The sequence below is a fragment of the Pantoea sp. B566 genome (assembly GCF_024793925.1).
Taxonomy (GTDB): domain Bacteria; phylum Pseudomonadota; class Gammaproteobacteria; order Enterobacterales; family Enterobacteriaceae; genus Pantoea; species Pantoea ananatis.
On record NZ_JANUQL010000003.1, the window covers coordinates 3,193,091 to 3,205,293 of the forward strand.

General features: G+C 53.6%; 10 protein-coding genes. 3 read left to right on the top strand and 7 right to left on the bottom strand.

Going from position 1 to position 12,203, the window contains the following annotated elements; translation table 11 throughout:
* Window positions 1-4 precede the first annotated feature (4 nt).
* The 5 genes from NYE92_RS16540 to NYE92_RS16560 form a co-directional block, all read right to left on the bottom strand.
* Window positions 5-526, bottom strand: coding sequence for a GNAT family N-acetyltransferase (locus NYE92_RS16540; RefSeq protein ID WP_031283310.1), 522 nt, complete (start codon window positions 524-526; stop codon window positions 5-7).
* A 177-nt stretch (window positions 527-703) separates the two neighbouring features.
* Window positions 704-1,243 (bottom strand): ATPase AAA, encoded by a 540-nt coding sequence (locus NYE92_RS16545; RefSeq protein WP_013024272.1) that lies wholly within the window; start codon window positions 1,241-1,243, stop codon window positions 704-706.
* A gap of 69 nt (window positions 1,244-1,312) precedes the next feature.
* Complete coding sequence (locus tag NYE92_RS16550) at window positions 1,313-1,624, bottom strand: cupin (RefSeq protein WP_042676995.1); 312 nt, start codon at window positions 1,622-1,624, stop codon at window positions 1,313-1,315.
* A gap of 212 nt (window positions 1,625-1,836) precedes the next feature.
* Window positions 1,837-3,171: a carbohydrate porin gene (locus NYE92_RS16555; RefSeq protein WP_210522875.1), complete on the bottom strand. Its 1,335-nt coding sequence runs from the start codon at window positions 3,169-3,171 to the stop codon at window positions 1,837-1,839.
* Window positions 3,172-3,384: 213 nt separating this feature from the next.
* Window positions 3,385-4,347 carry an aldo/keto reductase gene (locus tag NYE92_RS16560; protein ID WP_013024275.1) on the bottom strand — a complete coding sequence of 321 codons (963 nt, stop codon included), beginning with the start codon at window positions 4,345-4,347 and terminating at the stop codon, window positions 3,385-3,387.
* A 388-nt stretch (window positions 4,348-4,735) separates the two neighbouring features.
* Here NYE92_RS16560 and NYE92_RS16565 point away from each other — a divergent pair, with 388 nt between their 5' ends.
* Entirely contained in the window at window positions 4,736-5,869 is a 1,134-nt protein-coding gene (locus tag NYE92_RS16565) for an endo-1,4-beta-xylanase (RefSeq protein ID WP_259019172.1), read from the top strand.
* Window positions 5,870-5,970: 101 nt separating this feature from the next.
* Here NYE92_RS16565 and NYE92_RS16570 read toward each other — a convergent pair whose 3' ends face one another.
* Window positions 5,971-7,632, bottom strand: coding sequence for a methyl-accepting chemotaxis protein (locus NYE92_RS16570; RefSeq protein ID WP_042676998.1), 1,662 nt, complete (start codon window positions 7,630-7,632; stop codon window positions 5,971-5,973).
* A 562-nt stretch (window positions 7,633-8,194) separates the two neighbouring features.
* Window positions 8,195-8,407 carry an RNA chaperone/antiterminator CspA gene (cspA, locus tag NYE92_RS16575; protein ID WP_014606872.1) on the bottom strand — a complete coding sequence of 71 codons (213 nt, stop codon included), beginning with the start codon at window positions 8,405-8,407 and terminating at the stop codon, window positions 8,195-8,197.
* Between the two features lie 433 nt (window positions 8,408-8,840).
* Between cspA and feoA the strand changes: the two genes are divergently transcribed.
* Window positions 8,841-9,065 (top strand): ferrous iron transporter A, encoded by a 225-nt coding sequence (gene feoA, locus NYE92_RS16580; RefSeq protein WP_013024283.1) that lies wholly within the window; start codon window positions 8,841-8,843, stop codon window positions 9,063-9,065.
* Entirely contained in the window at window positions 9,065-11,386 is a 2,322-nt protein-coding gene (feoB, locus tag NYE92_RS16585; RefSeq protein ID WP_259019173.1) for a Fe(2+) transporter permease subunit FeoB, read from the top strand. The genes feoA and feoB overlap by 1 nt, the downstream gene beginning before the upstream one ends.
* Window positions 11,387-12,203 lie beyond the last annotated feature (817 nt).

Genomic DNA, 12,203 nt, shown 5'->3' on the forward strand with positions numbered 1-12,203 from the left:
AGGCTTAGTTTTCAGGGAGCGTGCTGTCTCCGTCACCGAGCGTGCGCTGCATCAGCACCGTATCCAGCCAGCGGCCATGCTTGAACCCCACCGACGTTAATGTGCCGGTCACGGTAAAACCGGCGGCACGGTGCAGGGCGATAGAGGCCACATTGGCACTGTCACCTACGTTTCCCACCATCTGGCGAAAGCCGCGGGACTCAGCCCAGTGAATAGCATGGGCCAGCAGGCGTTTGCCAATGCCCTTTCCCTGGAACGCGGGCGCAATATACAGGGAATCCTCCAGGGTGAAACGATAGGCATAACGGGGCCGGTAAAAGCCCAGATAACAGTAGCCACAAACCTGTCCTTCACTGAGGGCGACGAACCAGGGCAGCCCGGCGGCGCGAAGTTTCTCCAGCCGGCTGGCTATCTCTGCCTCGTCGGGCGGGACGATTTCAAAACTGCCCGTGCCCTGTAATACGTGATGGGCGTAAATCTGTTGTATTGCCGGAACGTGGCTGTCTTCTGCCAGTATTATTTCCATTTCACTGTCTCCCTGCCTGTTAGCGTCGCGAAAGGGCATTGTCATCAGAATAAAAACGACCGGACATCGCGCTTCACCGGCAGAGGCCAGGTTGGCTGAACCGGACGCGGTAAGGCGCAACGCCTCCCACCATACAACCGGGCCAGACACGACCGATCCCGAACAAGAATACGCGGATTACACAGCCAAATTCCAGCGCCTGTAAGCCTCATCAATCGCCTTTGTGCCCTGCAAAAAGCATTTGGGCAGATCGATGTGCGGGTAGCGCGTTTTATAGCGCCTGCGGTTTCCCGGCGTTATCAACGCGATGTGCTTTATCATCGCCCAGTTCACCTTATCCACACTGCCCTCAAGTGCGCCCGGCCGGTTGGCACTGGCGTAACAACGTCTGACGTAACGCAGCAAGCTGGCGGGCATTGGGACATCAAGCAGAATATAGCCGGTTGCTCGCGCCAGTCGTTCGTTAAGACAGGCTGTGTAGTTGCCGTCCATTACCCAACAATCCCGGTGAATAGCCTGATGATGTAAATGCAAAAACTCAGCCTTCTCTCTTGGCTGCCAGTGGGTATTGGGCAGGTGATAAAGTTGGTCAAGATGAATGGCAGGCAGGGCGGTGTGATGTGAGATCGCGGTCGCAAGCGTTGATTTTCCGCTGTTAGACGGCCCCATAATGCAGATGCGTGGCCCTAGATCCTCAAGACTGATTAACGCATTCATGGCGACGGTCCTGTAGACGAAGTGGTGGATTGCCCTCAGCCCGGCGGGCAGAAGGGCAATCCAGCAGAATTAGACTGAACCTTCTTTTTCGATCACCAGCACTCGCGCTTCACCCTGGGGATGGGCGACATGCTCGGTACCGATACTGGCATAGAAAATATCGCCCGTTTCGAGACGAATTGTCTTCGTTTCTCCCGCTTCCTTGTAATGCATGTCAACGCAACCATCCATAACGGCAAACACTTCCTGGCCATCATTGATATGCCATTTGTAAGGCTTGTCTGTCCAGTGAAGGCGCACGGTTGTGCCTTCAAAATTAGCAATGTCGAGGGCGCCCCAGGCCTTTTCGGCTGAGAAAGCTTTGCTGACGTAGGTTTTCATTTTTTTCCTGACAGTCTGAACGCGTGTGATACGGTTATATCGCATCACATGAGGCATGATTTGCAAAATATTGCGCATATTGCTGGCAGAGGAAGGGGAGGTCACTCGCACGGGGCCAGGTGAGCCAGCGCGGCACGCCGGGGCGCTGCCACGTGCACGATAAAACCAGCCAGCCGGATGCGGTCACCTGCCCGGCTGGCATGAAGGCGGAATCAGAAGTTCACGTTAGCGCTGATTCCACCCACAAAGGCATCTTTCACCTCACTGACGGCGCCCGGCGCAACAACGTATTGCAGGTTAGGACGCAACTGCAGCCACCTGGTCAACTGGGCGTTGTAGTAAATCTCATAATTGTATTCCGACCCTTCCTGGATGGGCAGGTAGGTTGGACTCGTAAAGTCAGTCTGGCCGCTGGCATCGTTCTGCGCACGCAGCGAGCGGGTATAGGCGCTGTTAACGTGAATACGCGCGGCCCCCACACCCATCTCATCCTGCGGACGGGCATCAAACGGCCCTTTCCAGGTGAAGCTGATGGACTGGTAGTTATCTGTTTTAGAGGTTTTATGATCGTTCATGACCGCCTGAAGGCTGACGCCCAGGCCACGGCTGGCATCACCGCCTTGTGCCGTAAGCTGCTGCTGTAACAGCACATAGCCGCCGTAGGCATGGTCTTTGCTCTGATAGGCGCCATCACGCCAGCTGCCGTAGTTATCGCCATTTGCCGACGAGTAGTAGTAGCCGATGCGATAATTACCCGGCAGCTTCTCCGGTCCGAAAGTCGGTTTCCAGCCCAGTTCGACCGGCACCAGATTGCCTTCAGAATTGCTGGTATCAAGACGGAAGCCGTCGCCCCGGTCGTAGTTCGCGCGGTTCTGATTATAGAAACCAACCTGGAAAAAGACCTCAGGGGTAAAGTTAACCTTCACCCGTCCGCCCCACTGGGATACCGGCCAGTTGAACCAGCGATCGCCCCGCCAGTTACCGGCCTGACCGCTGCCGAATGCCAGGTTCTGAAACTTGCTGTCGAAATTATCGAAGTCTTCTCCGACGGTGACGCGGCCGGCTTTAACATTCACTGTGTTATCGAACAGGCCTTTGCTTAACCAGAACTGCGTCAGTCGCCAGGTCTGGCCGCGGCCGTAGACTTCCTGTGTCGAAGAGAGCATCCCGGTGCGACGGTCGGCAACCTGATCGGAGATGTTGCGACCATTACGATCGGTGATGGTCACCTGGAACTGAGTATCCTGCCAGTCGAGGAGTTTTTGCAGATCAAAATTGGCCCCGAAAGCCCACTGATCGCTGTAACGCATCGAGGTATGGGTATCGGCGCCGCCGCCCAGATTAGCGGCGCTTTCCATGGTGTAATTAACGTCTAATTTAATGCCGTCTTGTTCCAGCTGTGTTCGCGAACCGTTCCAGTCACCAAACAGATAAGGTGAATCGTAGCTGAAGGCATCGGCGGCCAGCGCGGAGGCGCTTAGCATTGTAAACATCAGGGTGCCCGCGGCCAGGCGAGGCATAAACTGCACTGCTTTTTGCATATTCATAATCGTTATTCTTGTGTGAATGACAGTAATTGACAGGGCAGAGAATAATGCTGACTAAATGTCAATTTTTGCAAATCCGTGCGTATATAACGTCAAGATAATAAGTAATTAACGCAAGTGTGACAGGTCTCTCTGAACGAATATGTTTTTAACAGAAAAGGCATTTATTGCGAGGCAGCGTAAAAAAAGGGATGCCGGAGCATCCCTTTCGCCTCAGGCTTTGCTGGCGCGGGAGAGTTCTTCAATCTCCTGCTTACTTAAGGCCAGTTCCGTTGCCTTTACCAGTTCATCTAGCTGTTGCAGAGAGGTGGCGCTGACGATAGGTGCCGTAATACCCGGACGGGCAATCAGCCAGGCCAGTGCAACCTGAGTAGCCGAAGCATCATGCGAGGCGGCGACGTCTTCGAGCGCCTCAACAATCCGCAAGCCGCGTTCATTCAGGTATTTATCCACAATGCCCTGGCCGCGCTGACTTTTCGCGGCATCCTGAGGTTTCTTGTATTTACCGCTCAGAAAGCCGCTGGCCAGCGCATAGTAATTGATCACGCCAAGGTGGTTGTCGCGTGCGACCTGCTCCAGTTCACTTTCATAACCTTCGCGGTCGTAAAGGTTGTATTCCGGCTGCAGGGTTTCATAGCGCGCCAGCCCCTGCTGCTTGCTGATATCCAGCGCCGCCTGCAACCGCTGCGCGCTGTAATTGGATGCACCCAGCGCCCGCACTTTTCCTTCTTTCACCAGTGCGTCGAAAGTGCCCAGCGTATCGGCCAGCGGCGTGGATTCGTCGTCACGATGTGCCTGATAGAGGTCGATAACATCCGTTTGCAGGCGGCGCAGGGAATCCTCCACGGCCTGGCGAATATAGGCGGGTTTCAGCCCTTTTTTCTCTGGCGACATCTCTATACCGACTTTTGTCGCCAGCACGATCTTGTCGCGTTTGCCGCTTTTCTTCAGCCATTTGCCGATGATGGTTTCTGACTCGCCACCCTGATTGCCTGGTGCCCAGCGGGAATAGACGTCTGCGGTATCAATAAAGAACAGACCTTTTTCAACCAGCGCATCAAGTAGGGAAAACGAGGTTTTCTCGTCTACCGTCCAGCCAAACACATTGCCGCCAAAAGTCAGAAGCGGCACGTTGATACCACTGTTGCCGAGCTGGCGGGTTTTAAGCTGCGTCATAGCATTCTCCTTGGTTAAACGAATAAGGTATATCTTTCAGCTTAGCAAAGGAAAATCCTCGTTATTTAATTCGGCTTATCAACCCGTGCGCCAGGCGAATGCAATGTGCCGAGACGGATGAGAAGGGTGAGATGAATTTAGCCCGTATAGGGCAGACGAAAGGGAACGTCTTTTCATCTGTTTTGCCCGCCATCAGGCGCCGCCGATGCCAGCTGATAAGGCCATCTTTTCCCGGCACGGAACCTGACCTTGCATTTTTTACAGTCTGAAACCCATCTTAACCAGAATGCAAAGAATCGCGGCAGACGGCGAGGTCGTTTGGCGCTATAAAAAAGCAGGGGCCGGGCCAACGTGGCCGGAATATTGCCCACTGGAATCCGGAGGCATCGTGGCGCTACGTCATACCGATACCGTCTTTACCTCAACCTCGCCATGCCGACGCCGGTTTCTGAAAAGCAGCGCGGCGCTGATGCTGGCGGGCGCGCTGCCGTTGCCGGTTCTGGCATCCATCCCACCTTTTCCCGCCCTTAAAATTGTTGCGGCGCAAAGTCATCGGCTGTTTGGCTTTGCCGTCAGGCCCGACAGTCTGCAATCCGATGCGCACTATCGGCAGTTTGTGGCGAGTCAGGCGAGCATTATCGTGCCGGAAAATGCGCTGAAATGGATGGCCGTCCATCCCGCGCGCGATCGCTACGATTTCGCCGGGCCCGATGCGATCGCCGCCTTTGCCCGCGAGCAGGGGATAAGGCTTCGCGGGCATACGTTTTGCTGGCACCGCGCCCTGCCGGACTGGGTACAGGCTATTGCTGATGAGGCTGAGCTGGAGAAGGTTTTGAGGCAGCATATAGCGACCGTTGCGGGCCGCTACCGCGGGCAGATTCACAGTTGGGACGTGGCTAACGAAATCATCAATCTCGCCGACGGACAACCTGGTGGATGGCGCAACAGTTTCTGGTATCAGCGGCTTGGTACGCGTTATATGGATATTGCCTGCGAGGCGCTGCACCAGGCCGATCCCCATGCGGTCATCTGTTACAACGATTACGGGCTGGAAAGTGACGATGTGAGTGGGCAAAGGAAACGGGCGGCGGTACTGGCGATGCTGCGCGACTTGCAGTCCAGACATATTCCGATTGGCGCGCTCGGCATCCAGTCTCATCTCAAAGCCGGGCCTCATCCCGCCTTTGGGCCGGGGCTGGCGGCATTTATTCGCGACGTGAAATCGCTTGGCCTGAAGGTGTACATCACCGAACTGGACGTGGATGACAGCAGCGTGCCGATGGAGAGCCGGCCGATGGCGGTTGCCGCGCTGTATAAACGCTATCTTTCACTGGTTCTGGAGGCGGGCGTTGCCGCCATTTTAACGTGGGGCGTTTGGGATACGCCGCACCGCACGGCTGCGACACCGAAGGCGGGGGACGCGCTGGCGACCGGGCCGCTGCTGTTTGGTAAAGACGGCAGCATTAAAGAGGCCAGTTGGGCGGCGCTGCACGCGCTCCGCTCATCACCGGATCTCAGATGACGCAGGTGCGGCAATCCACTGGCGATAACGCAGCGGCGTCATCTCCATCATCTGATGAGAGGCTTAACCGCAGAGCGGAACCTTGCTCTGCGGTTAAGCGATCAGAAGGACTGCCAGTTTTCCGCTGACAGGCCAGCGCTAGTGCTCTCCGCTAAAGGCTTCTTCAGCGATGGTTTACGCAGCACATTCTGACCTGCGGCCGGGGTTCTGCCTGTGTTAAACACCGCTACCGACTGGCGTAACTGCGTTGCCTGATCCTCCAGCGAGGCAGCGGCACTGGCCGACTCTTCAACCAGCGCGGCGTTTTGCTGCGTGACGCCATCCATTTCAGATACCGCTTTACTCACCTGCTCAATGCCGCGCGTCTGCTCGGCCGAGGCGGAGGCAATCTCTGCCATCAACTGCGTCACGCTGTTAACGGAATTCACAATGCTGCCCATCACATCGCCTGCTTCTGAGGCGTGCGTCGAACCACTGTTTACGCGCTGGGTGGACTGGTCAATCAGCGTGCGGATTTCCTGGGCCGCGCTGGCGCTGCGACCGGCCAGAGACCGCACTTCACCGGCCACCACAGCAAAACCACGTCCCTGCTCGCCCGCACGCGCGGCTTCCACTGCGGCGTTAAGCGCCAGGATATTGGTCTGGAAGGCGATGCTGTCAATAATGCCAATAATGCTGGCGATCTGTTTTGAGCTTTCACTTATCTGTTCAATGTTGGCGATCACCTTCGCGACGATTTGCCCACCCTGCGAGGCCATCACGGAGGCATCTTTCGCCATGGTGGTTGCCTGCTGAGCATTTTCCGCGTTCAGTTTTACCGTTGAGGTGAGCTGCTCCATGCTGGCTGCGGTTTCCTCAAGGGCTGCGGCCTGTTGTTCGGTGCGCGAGGAGAGATCGGTACTGCCGGCAGAAACTTCTGCCGCGCCGGTAAAAATTGACTGCGTGGCATCATCCACAGAGCGGATGGTGACAACCAGCGCACTGCGCATCTCTTCGAGCTGGCGAAGCAGTCTGCCGGTTTCATTTTGACTCTCACTGGCGATCTCCTGAGTCAGATCACCGGCAGAGATAGCACGCATGTAATCCGTCGCCATGCTCAGCGGTTTCAGCAGCAGGGTTCTCAGACCGGCCCAAACAGTGGCAACGGTGACAAGGGCAATGATCGCGATAATCAGCAACGTCCACAGCATATTACTGTAGTTGCTATCGTTTTCAGCGGCGATCTGCTTCATTAACTGGTAGTTCGCACTGCGCCATGTCTGATAAGCCTTATCCAGATTATCCTGAGCTTCCTGCGCATCAAGATTCCCGTAACCCTGATAGTTATTATTTTTCAGGAAGTCTACTGAGGCGAGCATTGTTTCGTGCATCTTGTTGTAAGCCGCCTCGACATTTTTTGTCACCTCAGCATGCTGACCCGGTAATGCGGGTGCGGTCTTATAAGCATGGAAATACTCATCAGCTTTATCGGCGGATTGTTTTGCCACCTCCAGCAGTTTGGCAATAGACGCCAGTGACGCCGGATCTTTCTGGTTTTTAAGGAAGCGGATCGCCACGCGGCTGATCGTCACGCGGGTTTTAATCAGCGTTTGTACACTGTCGCTCAACTGTTGTTGCTGCAGCGTAAGTTGTTCAGTATGAGAGAAATTGCGCCCGGCCTGACTGACAGAGGAATAAAAAAGAAAGCCCGTAATGGTCAATAGCGCACTAAAAAGAAATAACACGGCAACAATACCCGTCGTGATTTTAAGGTTTTTAAGCATTGTAGTAATCCCGGTAAAAGGTGATACAGGTTTATCGGTATTAAAATGATTAGCTTAATAGTGACGCGCTAAATAATGTGATCTATGACAATAACTAAGAAATAAAAGCGGCTTTTCTGAAGAGAGAAGATGTTAGCGAGCCCTTGGGGAACATCGTCTCAATGATAAAAGGCAGCGCGGCTAAAATGTACCATCAGATACATTATTGTGATCTGACAATAATAAAAAGGTCCACGGTTTGCGCCCATGCGTCGTTATTTTGCACACCCGATGCCTGTATTTTCACGCGAATATAATAACGCTTTGAAATAATAATGAAAACCTGATGCCCGGCGCTTTTCTCCCACTGGCGTTATTCGTGCAAGCGATGCAGAAGTTAGCGGATGTCAGGCGCAATGGCGCAATGGAGGGCGAAAAATATTCTGGAAGGCTGCCGCAAGGGCGAATGCAGTTTATGACAGGCATAAAAAAACCCGCACAAGGCGGGTTCTTTTCACAACGACTTAACTGCTCAGGCTGTTGCCATCATCGCGATCGTAAGCGGTCGTGAGGGCATCAGCTGTTACAGAGCAACAACATTGCCAGCTGAAGGACCTTTAGGGCCGTTCTCGATTGAGAACTCCACTTTCTGGCCTTCATCTAATGTTTTGAAATCGCTGCTCTGAATAGCAGAGAAATGTACGAATACATCTTTGCTGCCGTCCTGAGGAGAAATAAAGCCGAAGCCTTTATCAGCGTTAAACCATTTTACTAAACCAGTCATTTTAGTTGACATAGATGTGTCCTTTTCATTTTGAGCCACGCAAGGTGACGAAGATGGCCTGTTTTGCAGATTTTACTTATTGGGCACTTAGGAGGAGGCTCATGAAGAAGGGCATCTGGGAATGACGCTTGAACTGAGGACTGCTTTACTAAAACTGCTTTCATAAGGTCTGTGTTCCAAACCGATGTCGCTACACTATAGAGGTTGAACATATTAAGCAAGGTTTAATTTTATTTAAGTCAGACAGGCAGGCGGCCATGTAGCAAACCCGGCCAGCGCACGGCCTTGCGCTGGCCACGGCCCGTTGTTGAACAGGCCCGCTTATCCCGATCGCCACCACCCCATTCATTTCTGCTTTCCTGGGGTTCTGCCCATCCAGATCAATAAACAAGAATAGTTATCATTTGTATAATCCCTTTCTGCTGTTACCGGAACGGATAAGGCCATGCAAATTACACCAGGTACAACCTATCGCATCAGGGGATACCAACATTCTATTCATCCCGCCTGGCGGCAAAAATTATTAACTATGGGCATGTTACCCGGCACGCTGATTGAGGTCGTTCGGATCGCACCGCTGGGCGATCCCGTGCAGGTCCGCACGCGTCGCGTGAGCCTTGCGGTCAGGCAGCAGGACCTGGCGTCCGTCATGCTGGAAGAAATACGCTGATGAAAACATTGACTCTAGGCCTGATTGGCAACCCAAATACCGGCAAAACCACGCTGTTTAACCAGCTTACTGGCGCACGTCAGCGCGTAGGCAACTGGGCTGGCGTCACTGTCGAACGTAAAGAAGGGCAGTTTTTTACCGCCACAACGGATGTGCGACTGGTGGATTTGCCAGGCACCCGCTCGCTCACCACCTGTTCGGCGGACGGCTCTGTTGATGAAAGCATCGCCTGCCGATACCTGTTTGACGATCACGCCGACCTGATTGTGAACGTGATCGACAGTTCAAACCTGGAGAGCCATCTTTTCCTGACGTTTCAGTTACTGGAACTGGGGGTTCCCTGCATTGTGGCGCTGACTATGCAGGACATTGCGGCCAGCCATAACATTCGCATTGATATCGCTGCACTCTCAGCCCGTCTGGGCTGTCCGGTTGTCACCCTGACTTCTACCCGTGCTGACGGCATCGCTAAGCTGAAAGACGCCATTGATAGCTGGCAAAAAGAGATCGCGCCGCCGCCGGTGGTGTACCCGTCCGGGATCGAAGCAGCGATTTCCCGGCTCCGCGCTATGATGCCCGGCGATATCAGCACGCAAAAACAGCGCTGGCTGGCGTTACAGCTACTGGAAGGCGATGTTCACAGCCGTGAGGTTTGTCCTGCGGCCGTAGCGCATTTGCCCGAGATTGTTGAGGCGGCTGGCGGCGATCCGGCGATGGTGATCGCCGACAGCCGTTATCAGGCCATTGCGACGCTCTGTGCCGCCGTCAGTAATATTCAGCAGTCGGCGCCGGGCACGCTGACTGAAGGACTGGACAGCATCGTGCTCAACCGGTGGGCAGGTATTCCAGTTTTTCTGGGTGTGATGTACCTGATGTTTGTTCTGTCGATCAATATTGGTGCCGCCCTCCAGCCACTATTCGATAGCGGTTCGGTGGCGCTGTTTATTCATGGCACGCAATGGCTGGGTTTTCACTTTCACTTTCCCGACTGGGTGACGGTGTTTCTGGCACAGGGAATCGGTGCCGGAATCAATACCGTGCTACCGATTCTGCCGCAGATTGGCCTAATGTATCTGTTTCTCTCTTTTCTGGAAGATTCCGGTTACATGGCGCGTGCGGCATTTGTTATCGATCGCCTGATGCAGTCGCTGGGCCTGCCCGGTAAATCCTTTGTTCCCTTAATCGTCGGCTTTGGCTGCAATGTGCCATCCGTTATGGGCGCCCGCACGCTCGACACACCCCGTGAGCGCTTACTTACGGTGCTGATTGCGCCCTTCATGTCCTGCGGGGCTCGTCTGGCCATTTTTGCTGTATTTGCCGCCACGTTTTTTGGGGCTTACAGCGCCAGCCTGGTCTTTTCCCTTTACGTGCTGGGCATTGCTGTGGCGATTATCACCGGGTTGATCCTGAAACACACCCTGCTGCGTGGAGAAGCGTCTCCGTTTGTGATGGAGCTGCCCGTCTATCACCGTCCCCATCTCAAGAGCCTGCTGATCCAGACCTGGCAGCGCCTGAAAATGTTTATCATCCGTGCCGGACGGGTCATCATTTTAGTGAGCATGGTTATCGGTCTGCTCAGCAGCTTTTCGTTTAACGGATCGACGGTGGACAATATCAACCAGTCCGCCCTGGCCTCAGCCAGCAAAGTCGTCACGCCGGCACTGCGGCCAATCGGGATCACTCCGGATAACTGGCAGGCCACTGTGGGCCTGGTCACCGGCATTATGGCAAAGGAAGTGGTGGTTGGAACGCTGAACAGCCTCTATGTCGGAGAAAATGTGCAAAGCGGTGCCTTTGATCCGCAGCACTTTGATCTGTTAGGTGAGCTGGGCGACGCACTCACAGAAACCGGCAACAGTCTGCAAGCGGCATTTCGCCTGAGCGCGCTGGCAAATCCTATCGAGGCCAGCAAAGGAGACAGTGAAATAAATGCCAGGCAGATGGGCGTGATGAGTGCGAAGTTTGGCAACGGCTTTGCCGCTTACAGCTACTTAATTTTTGTGCTGCTTTACGTGCCCTGCGTCTCGGTTATGGGGGCGATTGCCCGCGAGGCTGGAAGAAACTGGATGCTGTTTTCATTCTTTTGGGGTTTAAACGTCGCCTATTCCGTCGCCACGCTGTTTTATCAGAGCGTCAGCTTCCGCAGCCACCCTGGCGTGAGTGCGCTTTGCCTGATCGGTGTCGTAATGGTCAACGCTGTGGTGTTTGTTCTGCTGCGGCGATTCAGCACGCGCGTGAAGGTGACGCCTTTTTCCAGCGTGGCAACCTCAGTGGGTTGTGGGGGCTGCCAGGGATGCGCCAAACATCAGCATACAGGTTAGGGCGTTTGCCGTGCGACGAATCAGCGCCCGGAACTCGCCTCTGTTGCTGTTGGCGTGATGGGCGCAATGGTACTGATGGTCCGACGCCAGGGCGTTGTGAGTTGCCCCGATCCTGAAAACCACTGCGCCCGCTGACAACAGCCTTAATCACGCGGCAGTTGATTGGCCCTCAGCCTGTTTCGATTTAGGTACAATACATAGTGCGTGCTCATAGGCCCGTGTGAGCATGACGGCTACCGGCCAAAATGTGATGTTTAAAAAAACAGGCCGTTTAAGCAAAAAAGAGTATTCGATATATCAGCCGCGTGAATATTTAGCGTGGCGATATATCTTCAATACATCGATGCATGAAGTTAAACGTTAATTAAACACGATGGCGTCTTCTGCTTTATATATTTATTTAGTTGTGGACTTTGCTGATTTTTTAGTTATGCCGCCTTTAGCATTTTTATGGCTATTATAAGGATATTCTTATTCCTGAGACAGAATCCCCACTTCCTCCCCGTAAGACTACGATTAAGAGAGTCCTGATTTCGCATTGTGGGGCGGTTTGTAGAGCCGGCTTATTGCGAAAACGATCCGCATTTATGTAAAGTGGAATATACCATTCTTTGTGCATTTCAGACGGTATTCCAGGTCCTTTATAAATTACAGAATACTCCTAATTTATCTGTTATTGTTTTGTTTTTTTTGGTTTTTTTTATCACTGGAGTTCTTTAAAACATTTTGATACAAAAATTGACGATGTGCCTACATACGACTGATTTAGAGTAGCCAAAAATTGTTCAAATAAAATATAGTTGGGACTAACTGGCCA

Bases quoted from the DNA above. Each gene is read 5' to 3' on its own strand.
- feoA (WP_013024283.1), top strand. From the start codon at position 8,841: ATGCAAATTACACCAGGTACAACCTATCGCATCAGGGGATACCAACAT.
- feoB (WP_259019173.1), top strand. From the start codon at position 9,065: ATGAAAACATTGACTCTAGGCCTGATTGGCAACCCAAATACCGGCAAA.
- cspA (WP_014606872.1), bottom strand. From the start codon at position 8,407: ATGTCAACTAAAATGACTGGTTTAGTAAAATGGTTTAACGCTGATAAA.
- NYE92_RS16555 (WP_210522875.1), bottom strand. From the start codon at position 3,171: ATGAATATGCAAAAAGCAGTGCAGTTTATGCCTCGCCTGGCCGCGGGC.
- NYE92_RS16560 (WP_013024275.1), bottom strand. From the start codon at position 4,347: ATGACGCAGCTTAAAACCCGCCAGCTCGGCAACAGTGGTATCAACGTG.
- NYE92_RS16570 (WP_042676998.1), bottom strand. From the start codon at position 7,632: ATGCTTAAAAACCTTAAAATCACGACGGGTATTGTTGCCGTGTTATTT.
- NYE92_RS16545 (WP_013024272.1), bottom strand. From the start codon at position 1,243: ATGAATGCGTTAATCAGTCTTGAGGATCTAGGGCCACGCATCTGCATT.
- NYE92_RS16540 (WP_031283310.1), bottom strand. From the start codon at position 526: ATGGAAATAATACTGGCAGAAGACAGCCACGTTCCGGCAATACAACAG.
- NYE92_RS16550 (WP_042676995.1), bottom strand. From the start codon at position 1,624: ATGAAAACCTACGTCAGCAAAGCTTTCTCAGCCGAAAAGGCCTGGGGC.